A 19,088-nucleotide genomic window follows, 5' to 3' on the forward strand; every position below is an offset into this window, starting at 1 on the left:
TGACGCCAGCGGCCGGGCCGCGACGGATTTCTCCTTCGACAATGCCGTCAGCTGGGCTTTTCTCGGTTTTCCCGAGGTCGCATGCGTCCGCCGGCGCACATTCGCCACCCGCACCGGGGCCCGGCCGGCGGCCGAAACCGGATCGCCGGCTTCCGGGCAATCCCACGGCTGCCCGACACCGGAGCCCGGTCGGCTGCGAATGGGCCCGCCAGGCCGGCCCGATGTGGAATCCGCCGTTCCACCGCCCCTCGCCCCATGACGGGGTGCCGGTGGCTTTGGGTGGGCGCCGGATTTTGACAGCGAACACTGGCCGACCGATTGGACCAGCGTGTAGCCTGGAATGTGTTTGAGCAGTTTCAGTCTGCGTCTTGAGCGAGCATCAAGGGGGACACCTTCGCCTGACCGTGAAGCGCTGCTTCGTGGTCGAGCCACCGATTCTTCACAGCGTTGCCATTTTCGTCTGCGAACAATTGGTGCGCTCACACAGGGGGAGATTGCATTGACGTCCTGCCTATGTGCACTTCCCATCGATTCGCCGGGCTTCTGTATTCAGGGCGGTACTCCCCATCCGGGAGCCGTCGATCCGGCAGCGAAATTCTATCCACCCGGCAGGATTACGGCTTGGCCGGTGCCGGTGCCGGTGCCAATGCCGGTGCCGGTGCCGGTGCCGATGTCAGGGCCCGGCCCGGCCGGGAGAGGCCGGAAGCGAGGTCGCCGCCCCGGCCGGTGCCCCCCGGTGACGAGTGGCGGAAGACCGTCGTGGACGCCACCCTCCGGAATCTCCGCCCCCTTGCCCGGATCGAGGCCCCCTCCGCCCCCCTCCGCCCCTTCCGACGTCCTGCCGGCCCGCACGTCGGGGCCGGGCCGGATGTCGGGCCGCCTGCCGTGACCGCCGCCGCCGGGTGACCTGCCGGCACTCACCGCTCACCGCTCACCGCTCAGCGCCGGGGGTGCCGTGTGATTGAAGCCCCTGGACGTTTTTTCTCATGCTCTTCGAGAGAAGGAAAGAGGAGACAGGACGTGGAAGAAGCGCTGGCCACAAAACTCACCTGCCGGGAGTTAGATGTGCTCGGACTGCTGGCCGGGGGGCTGAGCAACCGGCTCATCGCCCGAAGGCTGGACATCTCCGAGAAGACCGTGAAGAACCACCTCAGCAGCATCTACCTGAAGATCGGCGCCACCGACCGCACGCAGGCCGCGCTCTACGCCCGACACGTCGGCCTGCCCGATCCGGGGAAAGCGACTCCGTCCGCCCCGGCCTCCGCTCCGGCGTCCGATCCCGTCCCCGAGGAGGGCTCGCCGCCGACCGGCCCGGCCCTCACCGCGCGCGAGCGGGGCGTACTCCGGTTGCTGGCACGGGGGTTGAGCAATCGGGTCATCGCCCGAAGACTTGACATCTCCGAGAAGACCGTGAAGAACCACCTCAGCAGCATCTACCTGAAGATCGGCGCCGCTCACCGCACCCAGGCCGCGCTCTACGCCCAGTGCGTCGGCCTCGCTTCCTGAGCGGCTCGCAGCCGGACCTCCTCCCCGGGGGATCTCCGCTGCCGCTCGGTGCGCTCGTTCCTCCGCGGTCGCGTCGGGTCGGTGTCGCGAGCCGGTCCGCTGACCCGGGGCCGTCGCACCGCCGACGCCGACGCCGGGACCACGGCCCGGGTCTCGCCGTACCGGCCGGTCGACGGCAGGGCGCTGCCGCTCACCGTCATCCCTCCTCGACGAGGAACCTCCGCACCAGCCGGCCCGCCTCGTCCCGGCACTCCTCGAAGTAGGCGTGCCGGGCGCCCGGGAAGAGGTGCGTCCGGGCACCGGGGATGCGCGAGGCGAGCAGCCGGAGGTTGTCCGGCGGGGTGAGCCGGTCCTGGCCGCCGTGGAGGACCAGGGTGGGGGCCCCGATGCCCGGCAGTTCGCTCCACGCGTCGTGCCCGTTGCTGGCGACGAGGTGGGCGCGGCGCGCGTGGGAGGGCATGTGGGGGTCGCCGAGGGTGCGGTAGGGGCCGGGATGCGCGGCCTGCCAGGCGGGGGAGTACATCAGGTCGGTCAGCTCGCGGCGGACGGCCTCCGGATCCGGCCGCGCGAGGGACCGCCGTACCGACGCGTCGCGCTCCACGGCGTGCGGACCGCCCGGGGAGGTGCAACCCAGGACCAGCCGGCGGACCCGCTCCGGGTGGCGGATCGCGAGCCACTGCGCGACCCGGCCGCCCATCGAGGTGCCGTACACGTCGGCGCGCGTGATGCCGAGCGCGTCCAGGACCGCGACGACGTCGTCCGCGAACTGCCGGACGGAGTACGGCCCTTCGGGCTTGTCGCTGGCGCCCGTGCCGCGCGGGTCCAGGGTGACGGTGGAGCGCACGGTGTGGAAGTCCTCGCGCACGCCGTCCCACCAGTGGTGGTCGTTGGCCTGCCCGGGGAGCAGTACCAGCGGCGGCCCCTCCCCGCGGTGCTGGTAGGCCAAGGCGGTGCCGTCCTGGGCGCGGGCGAAGGTCGGGGCCGGCCGGCCGGGTTCGGTCATCGACGTCCTTCGAACGGGCACACGGGGCACGGGGGCGGCGCGTGGTGTCATGGGTCCTCCTCACGGTAGCCCGAAGAAGCACGCGGCAGGAGCGCTATCGAGGTTCTGCCGAACGGGGGCCGCTGCGCGGGATCCGCGGCGGGTCCCTCTCAGATCCGCCAGTCGCCCGCGATCTTCAGCAGCCGGTCGTTCTGCTCGGGAGTGCCGATGGTGATCCGCACCCCCTCGTCGCCGAAGGGGCGCACCATGACTCCCGCCGCCTCGCACGCGTCGGCGAACGCCGGCGAGTGCGAACCGAGGCGCAGCCAGACGAAGTTGGCCTGGCTGTCGGGAACGCTCCAGCCCGCGGCCCGCAGGGCGCGGGTGACCCGGGTGCGCTCGGCCACCAGGGTCCGGACCCGCTCCAGCAGTTCGGGTTCCGCCGCCAGCGAGGCACGCGCGGCGGCCTGGGCGAGGCCGCTGACGCCGAACGGCACGGTGCAGGCGCGCAGCGCGGCCGCGACCGGCGGATGCGCGACCGCGTAGCCGACGCGCAGCCGTGCCAGCCCGTACGCCTTGGAGAAGGTGCGCAGGACGGCGACGTTGGGACGGTCGCGGTAGAGCTCGATGCCGTCGGGTACGTCGGCGTCGTCGACGAACTCGCGGTACGCCTCGTCGAGCACCACCAGCACGTCGCCGGGCACCCGGTCGAGGAAGCGCTCGAGTTCGCCGCGGTGCACGGCCGTGCCGGTCGGGTTGTTGGGGTTGCACACGACGACCATGCGGGTGCGTTCCGTCACCGCGTCGGCCATGGCCTCCAGATCGTGCCGCTCGTCACGCAGCGGAATCTGCACGGGGGTGGCCCCGGTGGCCCAGACGAGCATCGGGTACGCCTCGAACGAGCGCCAGGCGAACAGCACTTCGTCCCCGTCACCGGCCGCGGCGCACAACAGGTCCTTGGTGACGCCGAGCGATCCGGTGCCGGGCACGAGGTGCTCCGGGGGCACCGCGAGGGCCGCGGACAGCTCCGCGACCAGTTCACCGCTCTTCGCGTCGGGGTAGCGGTTGACGCGTCCCAGCTCCTCGCGCACCGCGGCGACGACCGACGGCAGCGGGGGGTAGGGGTTCTCGTTCGACGACAACTTGTCCACCAGGTCGCTGGGCGCGGCCCGGCCCGGGACGTAGCGCGGCAGCCCGGAGACATCGGCGCGCAGCCGGGGGACAGGTGCAGAGGGCATGGGGGAACTTCCTGAACGGGGGAGCGGACGGTGGTGCGGGGGCGTCGTTCATCCGGGAGTCCGGGCGCCCCGGACCCGGGGAGCCGTGCGCCGCGACGAGGCGCGCGGGCGGGAGATCCGGCCCGCGCGCCGACACCCCTGGGATCAGCCGGCGGCCCCGGCGGGCGCGTCCTCCTCCTCGACGGCCGTGGTCAGGACCCCCGCCCTGGCGAACTCCTCCATGAAGCTGGGGAAGGACAGCCGGACGTCCTCGTAGCCCGAGAACCGGTTGGCGGACTGCATCCGCAGGCCGGCCACGAACAGCGACATGAAGATGCGGTGGTCGCCCCAGCTGGACAGCGTCACTCCGCCGGGGTACGTCCGCGCGCCGCGGACCTCGAAGCCGTCGCAGACCCCGTCGTCGTACAGGACCTCGATGTCCACGCCCGCGCGGGTCAGTTCGGCGGCCATGGCCTCGATGCGCGACGCCTTGTGGAACCGGGTGAGGCGCCCGCCGGTCACCCGCAGGCTGCCCTGCACGTACGCCCCGAGGGCGGCGAGCGTGGGCACGATGTTGGGGCAGTCCCGCACATCCACCGCGAAGTCGCCGCACAGGCTGCCCGGCGGGTTGTCGACGGTCAGCGACAGGGTGTCCCGGTCGAAGGTGACGCTCACCCCGAGCTGCTCCAGGATCGGGACGATCGCGAACTCGCCCTGCATGCTGTCGCCGTACACGTTGGTCAGGACGGTCCGGCCGGGGAAGAGCGCGGCGGCGGCCAGCAGGTACGAGGCGGAGGTGTAGTCCTCGTGCGTGGTGACGTCCTGGGCCTGGTAGGAGGAGGGCTCCACCTGGTAGTGACGCATGTCCTCCGACGCGGACACCTTGATGCCGGCGTCGGTCAGGCTCGCCAGCGTCTGCCGGATGTACGACTGGGAGTAGACCTCGCCCGTCACCTCGATCTCCACCGGGCCTTCGGCCAGCGGCGCGGCGAACAGGATGGCGGTGATGAACTGCGAGCTGATGTCGCCCGGCAGCCGGCAGGTGCCGCCCTTCAGGCCGCCTCCCCAGTTGACGACCGGGGCCTTGTTCTCGTCGACGATCGACTCGATGTCCGCGCCCAGTTCGCGCAGCGCCTCCAGCAGGGGCTCCATCACGCGCCTGCGCAGGGTCGCGTCGGCCGTCACCACGACCGGCGACGGCAGCGCGGAGGCCAGCGCCGTCACGACGCGGAACACCAGACCCGAGCCGCGGGACTGGATGACCCGCCGGATGTCCGGGAGAGCCCCTCCGATGCCCTGGATCTCCAGGAACCCGTCGTGCTCGGTGATCTCGGCGCCGAAGGCACGGCACGCGTTCTTCATCGTCTCCGTCTCGTCGCAACGGAGGTCGTTGTAGACGCGTGACGTTCCCTCGGCCAGTGTGCCGGTCAGAATTGCCCGTTGCGTCTCCGGTTTCGAAGAAGGGACGCGAAAAGTTCCGGAGAAGGAATCGATCGGATCAACCTTCAGCAGCATCCTCATGTCTCCCGTTTCGCATCGTTCGCCGTCTGGTTTCTTGCAGGCGATGTCGCTTTGACGTCCGGGGCCGGCATTGTCCGCGGAGCGAGAACAGGTCATCCCACCGCTCGGCGCTTCGATGTCGGGGCGGGAGTTCGGAGAACCCTCCTGGCGCGCGTGGCAGCCCTCCGCCGGCGTGGAGGGCGCGATGGGAATTCTGTGTCCCGTGGAGCGGGGGCGGCAATAGGTCCATCTACCCATGGCGTTTCCGGCCGCCGGGCAGCCCCGCCTTCTCAGGCCAGGACCCGGAAGGACTTCTCGTAATAGATCATGGGCGTTCCCGTGCCTTCTTCCAGGCGCGCGCCCGACACCCGGCCGATCAGGATCGTGTGGTCCCCGGCCGGGTGTCTGGCGTACATCTCGCAGTCCAGCTCGACGAGCGCGCCCGCGACGGCCGGCAGTCCGCCGGGCGTCAGGGACAGACCGCCCGAGGCGAACTTGTCGGCACCCTTGGTCGCGAACTGCTCTGCCAGCGGCCGGTGTTCGGGGCCAAGCACGCTCACCGCGAAGTGCCCGCACGAGTCGAACGCCGCGAAGGAGTCGGCCGAGTTCGCCAGACAGACCAGGACCAGCGGCGGGTCCAGCGACACCGAGCAGAACGAACTCGCCGTGAAGCCGCGCGGCAGTCCGCCGTCGTCCAGGGTCGTCACCACCACGACCCCGGCCGCGAACCGGGCCATCGCCGACCGGAATTCCTCGGAGCTCGCCCGCCGTACGGTCTCCGTTCGCTCCGTCACGACAGCATCACCACCTGTCCCGCGAATTTGAGTCCGGATGTGAAGCCCGGCTGCGGGGCCGTGTCCCCGCTGGGTGCGGCATCGGCGTTGTCCGCGGCGCGGGAGCGTGTCGTTCCACCGTCGGGCGCTTCGATCGGGCGCTTCGGTGCCGGGGCGGAAGTTCGTGGAACCCTCCCGGCGCGCAGGGCGGCCCTCCGCCGAAGGTGGAGGGCACGATGGGAATTCTGCGTCCCGTGCGGCGGGTGCGGCAATAGGTCCATCTGCCCATGGCGTTTCCGGTGCCGGGCGGTCGGGGTCCTTCGTCGCCGAGGGAAGACGCCGTCGCCGGTGCTCAGCGGTATCACCGGGCCCCGGGGGGCGGGACCTAGGTCCTATTCTGACCAGGCCGGTCCCGTGCGAGGCTGTGGCAGCGCGATCAACACGTCGAGGGCTGTTCCCGGGATTCAGGTCCGGGTTCGTCCTTCGGGCCCGAAAGGCCCGCCGTTCGCCGCTGTCAAACCGGCCTGTGGCCGGGCGCATCCATGCTTCCTGTGAACCGTGAGGCGATCCATGTCCAGCGCAATCCTGTTCTTGACCCGCTGGCCCTTGTACGAGGACGAGCGACGCTGGGAGAACCGCCTCGCCGCTCCCGACCTGGTCTTCGACCCGGAGACCGACCGCGTCACGTACCTCTGCGACGAGGGCGGTCGCAGCGGAGTGCCCGCCGACGCCGAACGGGTGCACGTCGTACCGGACTTCGGCGACGTGGACGGTGTGCTGAGGCTCGTCGACGCGGTCGTCCGCGACGAGGGCCCGTTCGACCACGTCATCGGCTTCTCCGAGATGCTGCTCGACCTCGCGGCGACCCTGCGCGAGCGGTACGGCATCCCGGGCTCCGGCATCGAGGAGACCGCCCGGTTCCGCGACAAGACCGTCATGAAGGAGCGGGTGTCGCGGGCCGGCCTCCGCGTGCCGCGCTGGGCGTCCTGCCGCACCGAGGAGCAGATCCTCGCGGCCGCCGAGGAGTTCGGCTACCCCGTGATCGTCAAGCCGGTGCGAGGGGCGTCCAGCCAGGGCGTGCGCGAGATCGCCTCGGCCGAGGAACTGCGGGCCCTGTGCGCCGAACGGAGCCTGGACGACCTGGAGATCGAGGAGTTCGTGCAGGGCGAGATCCTGCACGTCGACGGTGTCCTGGACGCCGAGGGCAAGCCGCTGTTCCTGTGCACCTCGCGCTACATCTCCACCTGCCTGGACTTCGAGGTGCTGGGCGCGCCGCTCGGCTCGGTCTTCCAGACCGACCCCGCGGTGCGCGGCCGCTGCGAGGACTTCGCCGTGCGCTGCCTGGTCGCGCTCGGTCTGCGCAGCTCCGCCTTCCATCTGGAACTCTTCGACACCGGCGACGAGTTGGTGTTCCTGGAGGTCGGGGCGCGGGTGCCGGGTGCCGACGTGTCCTATGTCATCGACGACGTCCACGGCGTGAACCTGTGGCGGCTGTGGGTCGACGTGCTGCTCGGCCGTCCGGTGGACCTGCCGGTCCCCGACCCGGAGCTGAGCGGCGGCTGGCTGATCATCCAGGGGCCCAAGCCGCTGCCCCAGAAGGTCACCGCCGCCACCTCGCTCCTGGGTCACATCCCGTATGTGTACCGCGAGTTGGTGCCAAGGCCGGGTGAGGTCCTGATCTCCAGGCCCGGCTCGTACGCCACGCTCCAGGGCGGCCGTTTCCTGTTCCGGGGCGGCACCCAGGAGCAGATCGAGGAGGCCGTGCGCCAGGCGAGTGCGCAGTACCGCCTGACGGCCGAGCCCGTCCCGTAGACCGCCCGAACCATCGCGTGCCCCGGCCGTAGAACCGTCGAGTCCATGGAGGAAGACGTGGGCCAGTTGAGCCATGCGGAGCTGGTTGAGAAGAAGTTCGTACTGTTCGCCGAAGAATGCTTCGGACTCTTCACGAGCAAGATCGCCGCCTCACTGGTCCGCTACAACGGGGACCGCTGCGTCGCCGTGATCGACAGCCTCCAGGCCGGCCGGACCGTGCAGGACGTCCTCGGCTACGGCGGCGCGATCCCGATCGTCAGCCGGGTCGAGGACGCTCTGCACCTGGGCCCCGAGGTCATGATCATCGGCAAGGGCCTGCACTCCGCGGACCTGCCCCCGAACTGGAAGCCGCACATCCTCGCCGCCGTCCGGAACGGCCTGCACCTGATCAACTCGATCCACTACCGCCTCGCCGGCGACCCGGACATCGCCGGTGCCCTCCGGGAGAAGGGCGTCACCGTCTGGGAGACCAAGGACACCCCGCCGGTGCGGCTCAACAGGGCCCGGGTCCTGGACCTGGACACCTGGGTCGTCCACACCTGCGGCAGCGACTCCAACATCGGCAAGAAGACCGCCGCCCTGCAGATCTGGCACGAGGCCAACCGCATCGGCATCAGCACCGGCTTCGCCGCCACCGGCCAGAGCGGCATGCTGATCTCCGGCCACGGCTTCGCGGTCGACGGCGTGCCCGGCGACTTCATGGCCGGCGCCGTCGAGCAGGTCGTCATGGAGGCCGCGGCCGGCAACGAGTGGGTCGTCGTCGAGGGCCAGGGTTCGCTCAACCACATCGGGTTCAGCGGTGTCGCCCTCGCGATCCTGCACGGCGCCCTGCCGCACGCCCTGGTCTTCTGTCACCGCCTCGGCGCCGAGCGCACCAAGGTCTGGGACACGCCCATCATCCCCATCCCCGAGCTCATCCGTATGAACGAGGAGCTCTCCGTCTTCGAACGGCCCGCCAAGGTCGCCGCCGTCAGCGTCAACAGCTTCGGCTTCTCCGAGGAGGACTACCGCCGCGAGGCCGAGAAGCTGGAGGCCGACACCGGACTGCCCGTCGTCGACCCGGTCCGCGAGGGCGGCGCCGCCCGGCTCGTGGAGATCCTGCGCGCCCACCAGCGCGAGACCGCGGACCGGCTGTCCGGCCGCCGGCGCTGAGAGCGGCCCCGGAACTCCGAGGAGATGCACCGATGAAGAGAGCGATCCTGCTCCTCATGCACCAGGGCAAGTCGTACACCGAGGAGATCGCCGCGGCCACCGCCGGGCTTGATCTGGCCCTGGTCGCCCTCAGCTCCAGGCCGGAGGCGCCGGAGGTCCTGGAGGCGAGCCGCCGCCACCTGGCGGACAGCGTGGTCACCGAGGAACCCGAACTGTGCTCCGGCGACCTCGACAAGGCCGTCCGTGAACTCGCCGACCGGGGCTACCGGGTCGAGGCCGCCATCGCCAGCTTCGAGGGCTACCGGCTGCTGATGGCGGAGCTCAACGAGCGGCTCGGCGCGCACGACTCCGCCGCGGCCGTGCTGCGCCTCTGCCTCGACAAGTACGAACTGCGCCGGCACCTCTTCGCCGCGGGGCTGAGCGAGGTCAGGCTCCACCGGCTCGCCCCCGGCGCGAAGCCCGAACTCGACCCCTCCACACGGTGGTTCGTCAAGCCGGTGCGCGGCGCCTCGTCCTTCGCGACCTTCCTCCTGGACGACGTCGACGACCTGGCCGACCTGCCCGCGCTCCAGGAGCAGATGCGCGCCGACCGGCGGATGAAGGCGATCTTCATGGACCGGTACGACTTCCTCGTCGAGGAGTACGTCGAGGGCCCGGAGTTCAGCTTCGAGACCTTCGTCCTCGACGGCCGGGTCCACCACCTGTGCGTCCACGAGAAGGCCCGCGTGGAACGCCTGGAGCGGACCACCCTGGAGGGGATGTCGGTCAGCCCGCCGGTGAGCCTCGACCGTGAACTCGTCCTGGAGGGGGCCGACCACGTCACCCGCTGCCTCGCCGCGCTGGCGGAGCACGGGATGATCGCCGGCGTCTTCCACATCGAGGTCAAGTACTGGGAGTCGAGGAAGCGCTGGGAGATCATCGAGATCAACCCCCGGATGGGCGGCAGCCTCATCAACGCCAGCGTCCGGACCGTCACCGGCCACTCCCTCCTGGACCTGTGGACCGAGTCCCTGCTGCTGCCCGACGCCGAGCAGGACGCCTTCCACGACCGGCTCACCCGCGCCTCCCAGCTGGAGGCCCTGCGCACCGGCGCGCCCACCCGGGCGACCGTGTTCCTCAGCAAGTACGGCGAGAAGGGGCGGACCGTCGACGCGATCCGCTTCGAGCCGCCCACCCGTCCGCCCCGGATCCTGCGCGTCCACGTGGCGGAGGGAACCGAACTCGAGGCGTCCGACCGGGGAATCTGCCTGATGGACGCCCTGTGGGACGTGGCGGCGGACGACCTGGAGGCCGAGACCGCCTTCCTCGACCGGCACGCGACGGAGCACTTCCACGTCCGCTACCGCTGACCACGGCACCACACTCCGACCCTTCCGTGAACGTCCCACGCGAACCCTCTTGTGAAGGAGAACGCGATGAACCGCGTGCAGAACTCCGGGATCACCTACCCGAAGCCGTTCTACAACGAGGAGCAGAGCCGTCTGAAGAAGGCCGAGCTCGACCGCTACATGGACAAGAAGATGGCGGAGTGGAAGGCCACCGTCCCCTTCGCGTCCCACCTGACCGAGCCCGAGCTCCACCAGGCGTACTACCGCCGCACCCTCATCGAGCACGTGTGGCGGATCCGCCTCTCCCGGGTCAGCCAGTCCAAGGCCATCTACAAGATCGCCCAGATCGCGCCGAGGGCCGCCCGCGACTACGCGCAGTACCAGGCCGACGAGATGCTGCACGACAAGCTGTACGTCAGCGACGCCGAGGCCGCCGGTGTCACCGAGGAGGAGATCCTCGCCACCGAGCCCTACCTCTCCACCCGTCTTCTGGAGGGCTTCTTCTACTACGCCCTGGAGCACGAGTCGGTCCTCGCGCCGGTCGTCTCCAACTACCTGGTGGAGTACACCCAGGTGAAGCTCCAGCCGGCCATCGTCGAGAACCTCCAGGACCGGCTCGGCAAGGAGAACGTCAAGGGGCAGGCCGCCCACCTCCACGTCGACACCACCGAGGACCACTCCCAGGAGATGTGGGACATCCTCCACCAGCTGATCTTCAGCGAGGAGGACTTCCAGAAGGTGTTCAAGTACATCGACGACGTCCAGGAGATCCTCGCGCTGTTCTTCCGGGAGATCTACGAGGACACCGTCGCCAAGCACGCGCGGGCCACCGTCTGACCCGTACGTCCAGGGCCCGCGCCGACGACCGGGCCGGCGTGCGGGGACCTCGGGCGCCTGCGGGGTGAACCGGTCGGGGGAACCACGGGGACCGTACGCGGCCCCGCACCGGACGCACCGGACGCACCGGACGCACCGGACCGGAGGCACGGCGGGCGGTCCTCCGGTGCCCGGGCCGGGGCACTCGCGGCCGCCCGCCCCGGCCCGTGCGGGGTTACCGGTCGACGGCGCCCTCCAGCTGTCGCGGGTCCGCCGGGCGGTCGTCGCCCGGCGGACCCGCGACAGCCGCACCCTCATCGCACCGCCGCCACGCAGGAGAGAGGAACTCCGCCATGTCCGTACCCGACACAGCCGCGTTCGTCAAGGAGTACCGCGAGAACGGCTTCGTGGTCGCCGAACGCCTCTTCGATCCGAGTGAGGTCGCCGAGCTCAACAGCGCCATCACGGAGATCCTGAACGTCTCCGACATCGGCGCCGTCGCCGAAGTGGAGCCCGGCGACAACGGCATGGCGCGCCGGATCTGGTCGCCCACCAAGCAGCACTCCGCGTTCGAGCGGGCCGCCGCCCACCCCCTGCTGCTCGACCGCGTCGAGGCGCTCATCGGCCCCGACATCCTGTTCCACTACAGCAAGCTCCACCTCAAGGCCCCGCAGGTGGGCAGCGTCGTGGACTGGCACCAGGACTTCGCCTACTACCCGCACACCAACACCGACCTGGTGACAGCCCTCGTCTACCTCGACGACACCACCACCGAGAACTCCGCACTCCAGGCCGTCCCCGGCTCCCACCACCGCCTCGCCGACCACTACGTCGACGGCTTCTTCCGCGGCAAGGTCGTGGGCGCCGACGCCCCCGACCCGGCGCAGGCCGTGGCCATCGAGGCACCCGCGGGCAGCGTGGTCTTCATCCACCCCCTGCTCCTGCACTACTCCTCCCCGAACCGCTCCGACCGGTACCGCCGTGCCTTCCTCCCGGCCTACCGGGCGGCCGACGCCTACCCGATCCACTTCGGCGCGCACGCCGGCCACAACGAGGCGGGCGTGAAGCTGCTGCGCGGCAAGGTGTCGGACACGGCGCGGGTGGAGGCCGGGACGTGGCGCCTCCCGCTCGCGGAGCGCCCCTTCGGCTCGCTCTTCCAGCTCCAGGAGGGCGCCAACCAGGGCGCGGCCGCGGCGGCCACCGGGTACGCCACACTGGACGAGGCGAAGTGACAGCCCCGTGAGCACGCCGAACGTGACGGTCGTCCGCGCCTGCCTGCGGGGCGGCGCGGGCGGCAGCCCCACGGCCGTCGTCCTGGAGGACGACGCGGACGACGCGGACGGGGCGGCCGACGTGGGGGGCACGGACGGCGCGCGGCCGGGCGACGACGAGCGGCGCCGGACCGCGGTGGCCCACGGCGTCTCGCACGCCGTGTACGTACGTCGGGCCGGCGACACGACCGAGCTGCGCTTCTTCACCGCGGAGGAGGAACTGCCCGCCTGCGGGCACGGCACGATCGCCGCCCTCGCCCTCCTCGCCGCACGGCACGGCGGCGCCGGGCCCTACCGCGCCACCCTCCGGGCCGGGGGCCGGGTCTTCGCCGGGCGGGCCGAGCGGTCCGGCGAGCTGATCACCGCCGCCTTCGACCCGGGCCCCGTCGATCTGCGCGAACCCACCGAGGAGGAACGCGCCCTCGTGCTGCCGGCCCTCGGCCTCGCACCGCACGAGACCGGGCCCAACCTCCGGATCGCCGGCGTGGGCCGCGAACGCATCCTGGTACCGGTCCCCACCCGGGCCGTGGTCGCCGGGCTGCGCCCCGACCTCGACCGCCTCAGGGCGGTCTGCGACCGGCTCGGCCTGCTCGGCGCGTACGTCCACTCGGAACCCTCGCCCGACGGCGGGCTGGCGGCCCGGATGTTCGCCCCCTCGATCGGCGTTCCCGAGGACCTCGCCAACGCCAACAGCACGGCCTGTCTCGCCGCGCACCTGGCCGGCCGGGGCACCCACCGGATCGCCGTCGACATGGGCGATTCCCTCGGCAGCCCGGCCACCGTCACCGCCACGTCGGGACCGGACCTGAGCGTCGAAGTCGGTGGCGCCGCACGGGTCCTGACCGAGGGACCGGGAGTCCAGGACTCCTGAGGGCAGCCGGGGCCACTGACTGACGTCTCGTCAGTTCGGCGTGTCCGTACGGTGACTACCCGCCCGGCCGACTCTCGCGCCCGGGCCGTCGACCCCTGGGTCAGAGACCCGGCCGGCGGGCCCGGGCCGCCTCGATGTCCGGGACGTGTTCCTCGGCCCAGCGCCGTACGGCACGGAGCGGGACGAGCAGGGAGCGGCCCAGCGGGGTGAGCGCGTACTCGACGCGGGGCGGATTCTCGTCGTACTCGTGCCGGCTGACCAGACCGTCGGCCTCCAGGGAGCGCAGCGTCTCGGTCAGGACCTTCGGGGTGATGTCCCGGATGTGCCCCTTCAACTCGCCGAAGCGGCGCGGTCCGCCCTCCAGGGCGTTGACGACGAACACGGTCCACCGGGCGCCGATGCGGTGCAGCACCATGCGGCTCGGGCAGGTCGCCGCCATCACGTTGTACGCCTTGCCCATCACTGCCTCCGGTTTCGTTGAAGATACCGGTATCAAATCCATACCGTTGCACCCGATCCTACGAGAGGGAGTGCGAACCATGGAGCGGATCCTGGTCATCGGCGGTGCACGGGCGCTCGGCGCGGCCGTCGCGAGGCGGGCGAAGAAGGACGGGTACGACGTCGTCGTCGGTGCCCGCGACCTGGCCGCGGCCGAGGCGCTGGCGAGCGAGATCGGCGCCACGGCGGTGCGGATCGATCTACAGGACGAGTCGACGATCGCGGCCGCGGCGGACCGGCTGAAGGACGGCGTCGACCACATCGTGACGACCGGTTCGGCGCCGCACGACGTCCGCGCGACCGAGCTGGACCGCGACAAGCTGGTGGCCGCGTTCACGGCGAAGGTGGTCGGCCCGATGCTGGTCGCCAAGCACTTCGCGCCGGTGCTCCGGCCGACCGGGTCGTTGGTGCTGTTCTCCGGCGTGGTCGGCTGGCGCCCCGGGCCTGGCTCGCTGGTCAAGGGAGTCACGAACGGTGCGCTCGAGTACGCCGCGCGCCACCTGGCGGCGGATCTGGCGCCGGTCCGGGTCAACGCCGTCTCGCCCGGCGTCGTGGACTCGGGCTCGTGGGACCGCCTCGGCGACAAGAAGGCCGCCCTGCTGGACAAGAGCGCGGCCGGGACCCTCGTCGGGCGGCACGGCGAGACCGACGACGTCGTCGACACGGTGATGTGGCTCCTCCGGGCGGGCTTCGTCTCCGGCGAGACGATCCACATCGAGGGCGGCGCCCGCCACAAGACCGCCTGACGCGCGGACCGTCCTCGTCCTCCGGGCCCATCGGGCCCGGCGGACCCGGCGGACCCGGCGGACCCGGCGGACCCGGCACATGAGGGCGCCCGGGCACAGCCATCACGGAGTCGGAGGGACAGTCAGTTGGACACCACCAGTCAGCGCCAGCCCGGCGAACGGATCGAGCCGCCGGCCGGGAAGGACGCCGGGCGAGGGTTGTCGGCCTGGCTGGTGGCCCGCGGCCTCATACCCGAGACGGGCCCCAAACGGGCCTTCGCCGGCACGACCTTCGTCAACCAGATCGGCAAGGGCCTCTTCATCGCCGGGGCCGCGCTGTTCTTCACCCGCTCCGTGGGCCTCCCGGTCGCCCAGGTCGGATTCGCCCTGGGCGCCGCCGCCCTGATCGGACTCGCCGCCGGCATCCCCGTGGGCCACCTGGCCGACCGGTACGGACCGCGCGAGGTCTTCCGGCTCACGCTCCTGGTGCAGGCCGTCGCCGTGGCGGGACTGGTGTTCGTGCGCTCCTTCCCGGCGCTGATCGCGTGCCTGTGCGTGGCCGAGCTCGCCGTCTCGGCCGGCACGGCCGCCCGCGGCCCGCTGACCCGCGCCCTGGGCGCCCCGAACCCCACCCGCTACCGCTCCTACCTCCGTGCCCTCAACAACATCGCCGTCGGCTGCGGAGCCCTCGCGGCCGGCGTCGCCGTCCAGCTGGACACCAGGACCGCGTACGTGTGCCTCATCCTCGGCACCGCCGTCATGTTCCTGGTCTCCGCGGCCGTCTCCTTCCGCGTCCCGTCCGTGCCACCGGTGGAGGTCCCGGCGGGAGGCAGCCGCTGGCCGGCCCTGAAGGACAAGCCGTACGTGGTGCTCACCGTCCTGGACGGCATCATGTCCATCCAGAACCAGGTGCTGATCTTCGCCCTGCCGCTGTGGATCATCGGGCGCACCGACGCGCCCCGGTGGTTCGTCGGCGCGAGCGTGGCTGTCAACACCGCCCTCGTGGTCTGCCTCCAGGTGCGGGTCAGCCGCGGCGTCGACGACAACGCGTCGGCCGGCCGCACGGCGCGCCGCGCGGGGGTCGCGTTCCTCTTCTCCACCGCCCTCATCGCGGCGGCGGGCGGCGCGCCCGGCTGGGTCGCCGTGGTCGTCGTCGTGCTCGGCGTGGTCGCCCTCACCGTGGGCGAACTGTGGTACACCGCCGCCTCGTTCGAGCTGTCCTTCGGCCTCGCCCCCGAGCACGCGCAGGGCCAGTACTCGGGCCTGTTCGCCATCGGCCAGGGCCTGTCCAACGCGATCGGCCCGCCGGTGCTCGGCCTGGTCTGCATCGGCTGGGGCGCGCCGGGCTGGCTCGCCATGGGAGCGCTCTTCCTCGTCGCCGGGCAGGTCGTACCGCTCGTCGTGAGGTGGTCCGACCGCACGCGCACACACAGCCCGGGTTAGACCGCCCGCCTCCGCCCGCCGGTGATGTCCCGGGCGGCACGAGCAGGTCCCCGTGTCCCGGCCGGTCGCTTCGGGGCCGGCCACCCGGCTGCGGGTCCGGCACGGACGGGCGGCGGCGTGAGAGGGTGGCAGGGTGAATCGTCTCGCCGACGCGACCTCGCCGTATCTGCTGCAACACGCCGACAACCCGGTCGACTGGTGGCCCTGGGGGCCGGAGGCGTTCGCCGAGGCGGAGCGGCGCGGCGTGCCGGTGCTGCTGAGCGTCGGCTACGCCGCCTGCCACTGGTGTCACGTGATGGCGCATGAGAGCTTCGAGGACGCCGGGCTCGCCGGGTACCTCAACGAGCGGTTCGTCGCGGTCAAGGTGGACCGGGAGGAGCGGCCGGACGTCGACGCCGTGTACATGGAGGCGGTGCAGGCCGCGACCGGGCAGGGCGGGTGGCCGATGACGGTGTTCCTCACCCCGGGGAAGGAGCCGTTCTACTTCGGCACCTACTTCCCGCCGCAGCCCCGGCACGGGATGCCGTCCTTCCGGCAGGTGCTGGAGGGCGTCGACGCGGCCTGGCGGGACCGGCGGCAGGAGGTCGGCGAGGTCGCCGGGAGGATCCGCGCCGACCTGGCCGAGCGGGCCGCCGTCTACTCGGCCGGCGCCCACCACCCGCCCGGCGAGGCCGACCTGCACCAGGCGCTGGTGACCCTCAGCCGCGACTTCGACCAGAACCGCGGCGGCTTCGGCGGCGCGCCCAAGTTCCCGCCGGCCATGGTGCTGGAGTTCCTGCTGCGCCACCACGCCAGGACCGGCTCGGAGGCGGCGCTGGAGATGGCCGTCCGCACCGGCGGGGCGATGGCGCGCGGCGGCATCCACGACCAGCTCGCCGGCGGCTTCGCCCGGTACGCGGTGGACGCCGGCTGGGTGGTGCCGCACTTCGAGAAGATGCTCTACGACAACGCCCTGCTGCTGCGCGCCTACCTGCACCTGTGGCGGGCGACCGGCGATCCGCTGGCCCGCCGGGTCGCGCTCTCCACGGCAGACTTCCTGCTGCGCGAACTCCGCACGCCCGAGGGCGCGTTCGCCTCCGCGCTGGACGCCGACAGCCTGGACGAGGAGACCGGGAAGTCCGCCGAGGGCGCCTACTACGTGTGGGAGCCCGGCCAGCTCGTCGACCTGCTCGGCCCCGCCGACGCGGCCACCGCCGCCCGGCTGTTCACCGTCACCGCCGAGGGCACCTTCGAGCACGGCACCTCGGTACTCCAACTCCTCGCCGAACCCGAGGACTTCGCCGAGTACGAGGCGATCCGGGCGCGGCTGGCCGAGGCCCGGACGGCCCGGCCCGGCCCGGCCAGGGACGACAAGGTGGTCGCCGCCTGGAACGGCCTGGCCGTCGCCGCGCTCGCGGAGACCGGCGCGCTGCTGGAGCGCTCCGACCTGGTCGAGGCCGCCGAACGCGCCGCCGACCTGCTGCTCGCCGTCCACCTCACCCCGGACGGCCGGCTGCTGCGCACCTCCAGGGACGGCCGGGCCGGCGCCAACGCCGGTGTGCTGGAGGACTACGCGGACACCGCCGAGGGCTTCCTCGCGCTGTACGCCGTCACCGGCGACGCCTCCTGGCTCCAGCTCGCGGGCGGTCTGCTCGACACCGTGCTCAAGCACTTCACCGACGAGGCCTCCGGTGCGCTCTACGACACCGCCGACGACGCCGAGGAGCTGATCCGCCGCCCGCAGGACCCGACGGACAACGCCACTCCGTCCGGCTGGACGGCGGCCGCCGGGGCCCTGCTCACGTACGCCGCGTACACCGGCTCCGACCGGCACCGCACGGCCGCCGAGCGCGCCCTCGGCGTGGTCGGCGCGCTCGCCGGACGGGCCCCGCGGTTCATCGGCTGGGGCCTCGCCGTCGCGGAGGCGCTGGTCGACGGGCCGCGCGAGGTCGCGGTGGTCGGCCCGGACGGCGACCCGGCCACCGCGGCGCTGCGGCGGGCCGCGCTGCTCGGGACGGCGCCGGGGACGGTCGTCGCGGTCGGCGCGCCGGGGGAGGCCGAGGTGCCACTGCTGGCCGACCGGCCGCTGGTCGGCGGGGCGCCCGCGGCGTACGTCTGCCGGCACTTCGCCTGCGACGCCCCGACCACCGATCCGGCGGTGCTGGCGGAGAAGCTGGGCGCGGCGGTCGAGTAGCGGCGGCCCGGCCGGCGGCCCGGCGGCGGCTCGACGGACCGGCGGACGTTCGCGGTACTTCGAGATCGGTCGAAATATCGTTTGCGAGCGAACCCGGGCCGGCGTCATCATGGGTCATGACCTGGACTTTCACCACCTCCCTCGACGAGTTCCGCGAGGAGGCGGGCGCCTTCCTGGCCGCCCGCCCCGCCGAGAACACCGTTCTGCTCACCATCGCGCACCGGCTGGCCGAGTCCGGACTGACCGTGTTCGGTGACCGGCCGGTCTTCGGCTGGTGGCGGGCCGAGGAGGACGGTCCGGTCGGCGGCGCCTTCCTCCAGACGCCGCCGTTCGCCCCCCGGCTCTCCTTCATGCCACCGGCCGCGGCCGCCGAGCTGGCGGTCGAACTGGCCGCAGCCGGGCCGGAGTTCACCACGGTCACCGGGGTCGGCGGGGGCGCCGAGGCGGTTCGCGCCTTCGCCGGGGCCTGGACGGCGGCCACCGGCGCCGGGCAGTCCGTCCGTTTCGACGAACGGCTCTACCGGCTAGGCGAGTTGGCCGACCCGCCGCGCCCGCCCGCGGGCCGCCACCGGCTGGCCGAACCGGCCGACCGCGAGCTGGCGATCCGCTGGTACGAGGAGTTCCTGGTCGAGGCCGGGGTCGAACTCCCCGACGTGCCACGGGCGGTGGACGAGCGGACCGCGGCCGGCTGCCTGCACCTGTGGGAGGACGAAGGCCGCCCGGTCGCCCTGGCCGGCAGCAGCCCGATCCTCGTCGGCATGTCCCGCGTCGGCCCGGTCTACACCCCCGCCGAGAGCCGCGGCCGCGGCTACGGCACCGCCGTCACTGCCGCCACCTCGGCCCACCTCCTCGCCCGCGGCGCCACCGAGGTCCTGCTCTACACGGACCTCGCCAATCCGACCAGCAACTCCATCTACCGGCAGATCGGCTACCTGCCGGTGGAGGACGCCCTGACCGTGGACTTCGGGCCGGCCTAGAGGCGCCGCGGCGGCCGGGCCCGCACCGGCCGACGGCCGCCGCG

The 19,088-nt window shown here is 72.2% G+C and carries 16 protein-coding genes; 11 read left to right on the forward strand and 5 right to left on the reverse strand.

Annotated elements, in window-relative coordinates; genetic code table 11:
* The first annotated feature begins 1,020 nt into the window (after nt 1-1,020).
* The gene (locus ACIQOW_RS11595) at nt 1,021-1,506 is read left to right on the forward strand and encodes a response regulator transcription factor (RefSeq protein ID WP_401082971.1); all 486 of its coding nucleotides are present in this window, start codon (nt 1,021-1,023) and stop codon (nt 1,504-1,506) included.
* 196 nt (nt 1,507-1,702) lie between these two features.
* On the opposite strand, the gene ACIQOW_RS11600 is transcribed toward ACIQOW_RS11595, so the two are convergent.
* The 4 genes from ACIQOW_RS11600 to ACIQOW_RS11615 all read right to left on the reverse strand — a co-directional run bounded on the left by ACIQOW_RS11600 (nt 1,703) and on the right by ACIQOW_RS11615 (nt 5,999).
* Nucleotides 1,703-2,509 (reverse strand): alpha/beta fold hydrolase, encoded by an 807-nt coding sequence (locus tag ACIQOW_RS11600; RefSeq protein ID WP_401082974.1) that lies wholly within the window; start codon nt 2,507-2,509, stop codon nt 1,703-1,705.
* Nucleotides 2,510-2,658: 149 nt separating this feature from the next.
* Nucleotides 2,659-3,726, reverse strand: coding sequence for a histidinol-phosphate transaminase (gene hisC, locus ACIQOW_RS11605; protein WP_401082977.1), 1,068 nt, complete (start codon nt 3,724-3,726; stop codon nt 2,659-2,661).
* Between the two features lie 144 nt (nt 3,727-3,870).
* Nucleotides 3,871-5,463, reverse strand: coding sequence for a 3-phosphoshikimate 1-carboxyvinyltransferase (aroA, locus tag ACIQOW_RS11610; protein WP_401082980.1), 1,593 nt, complete (start codon nt 5,461-5,463; stop codon nt 3,871-3,873).
* 32 nt (nt 5,464-5,495) lie between these two features.
* Complete coding sequence (locus ACIQOW_RS11615) at nt 5,496-5,999, reverse strand: flavin reductase family protein (protein ID WP_401082983.1); 504 nt, start codon at nt 5,997-5,999, stop codon at nt 5,496-5,498.
* A 549-nt stretch (nt 6,000-6,548) separates the two neighbouring features.
* Here ACIQOW_RS11615 and ACIQOW_RS11620 point away from each other — a divergent pair.
* The 6 genes from ACIQOW_RS11620 to ACIQOW_RS11645 all read left to right on the forward strand — a co-directional run bounded on the left by ACIQOW_RS11620 (nt 6,549) and on the right by ACIQOW_RS11645 (nt 13,228).
* Nucleotides 6,549-7,790, forward strand: coding sequence for an acetyl-CoA carboxylase biotin carboxylase subunit family protein (locus ACIQOW_RS11620; RefSeq protein ID WP_401082986.1), 1,242 nt, complete (start codon nt 6,549-6,551; stop codon nt 7,788-7,790).
* A gap of 45 nt (nt 7,791-7,835) precedes the next feature.
* On the forward strand, nt 7,836-8,942 hold the full coding sequence (locus ACIQOW_RS11625) for a DUF1611 domain-containing protein (RefSeq protein WP_401082989.1): 1,107 nt from the start codon (nt 7,836-7,838) through the stop codon (nt 8,940-8,942).
* Between the two features lie 32 nt (nt 8,943-8,974).
* The gene (locus ACIQOW_RS11630; protein WP_401082992.1) at nt 8,975-10,291 is read left to right on the forward strand and encodes an acetyl-CoA carboxylase biotin carboxylase subunit family protein; all 1,317 of its coding nucleotides are present in this window, start codon (nt 8,975-8,977) and stop codon (nt 10,289-10,291) included.
* A 66-nt stretch (nt 10,292-10,357) separates the two neighbouring features.
* Nucleotides 10,358-11,107 (forward strand): iron-containing redox enzyme family protein, encoded by a 750-nt coding sequence (locus ACIQOW_RS11635; protein WP_401082995.1) that lies wholly within the window; start codon nt 10,358-10,360, stop codon nt 11,105-11,107.
* A gap of 332 nt (nt 11,108-11,439) precedes the next feature.
* Complete coding sequence (locus tag ACIQOW_RS11640) at nt 11,440-12,318, forward strand: phytanoyl-CoA dioxygenase family protein (protein ID WP_401082997.1); 879 nt, start codon at nt 11,440-11,442, stop codon at nt 12,316-12,318.
* Between the two features lie 7 nt (nt 12,319-12,325).
* Nucleotides 12,326-13,228: a PhzF family phenazine biosynthesis protein gene (locus ACIQOW_RS11645; protein WP_401083000.1), complete on the forward strand. Its 903-nt coding sequence runs from the start codon at nt 12,326-12,328 to the stop codon at nt 13,226-13,228.
* A gap of 100 nt (nt 13,229-13,328) precedes the next feature.
* Here ACIQOW_RS11645 and ACIQOW_RS11650 read toward each other — a convergent pair whose 3' ends face one another.
* Entirely contained in the window at nt 13,329-13,688 is a 360-nt protein-coding gene (locus ACIQOW_RS11650; RefSeq protein ID WP_401083002.1) for a winged helix-turn-helix transcriptional regulator, read from the reverse strand.
* A 79-nt stretch (nt 13,689-13,767) separates the two neighbouring features.
* On the opposite strand from ACIQOW_RS11650, the gene ACIQOW_RS11655 reads away from it, so the two are divergent.
* The 4 genes from ACIQOW_RS11655 to ACIQOW_RS11670 all read left to right on the forward strand — a co-directional run bounded on the left by ACIQOW_RS11655 (nt 13,768) and on the right by ACIQOW_RS11670 (nt 19,044).
* Nucleotides 13,768-14,472 carry an SDR family oxidoreductase gene (locus ACIQOW_RS11655; protein WP_401083005.1) on the forward strand — a complete coding sequence of 235 codons (705 nt, stop codon included), beginning with the start codon at nt 13,768-13,770 and terminating at the stop codon, nt 14,470-14,472.
* Between the two features lie 126 nt (nt 14,473-14,598).
* Nucleotides 14,599-15,894 carry an MFS transporter gene (locus ACIQOW_RS11660; protein WP_401083008.1) on the forward strand — a complete coding sequence of 432 codons (1,296 nt, stop codon included), beginning with the start codon at nt 14,599-14,601 and terminating at the stop codon, nt 15,892-15,894.
* Nucleotides 15,895-16,027: 133 nt separating this feature from the next.
* The gene (locus ACIQOW_RS11665; RefSeq protein ID WP_401083011.1) at nt 16,028-18,067 is read left to right on the forward strand and encodes a thioredoxin domain-containing protein; all 2,040 of its coding nucleotides are present in this window, start codon (nt 16,028-16,030) and stop codon (nt 18,065-18,067) included.
* A gap of 116 nt (nt 18,068-18,183) precedes the next feature.
* Nucleotides 18,184-19,044 (forward strand): GNAT family N-acetyltransferase, encoded by an 861-nt coding sequence (locus ACIQOW_RS11670; protein ID WP_401083014.1) that lies wholly within the window; start codon nt 18,184-18,186, stop codon nt 19,042-19,044.
* The last annotated feature ends 44 nt before the right edge of the window (nt 19,045-19,088 follow it).

This window comes from Kitasatospora sp. NPDC091335 (genome assembly GCF_044757205.1).
GTDB lineage: Bacteria > Actinomycetota > Actinomycetes > Streptomycetales > Streptomycetaceae > Kitasatospora.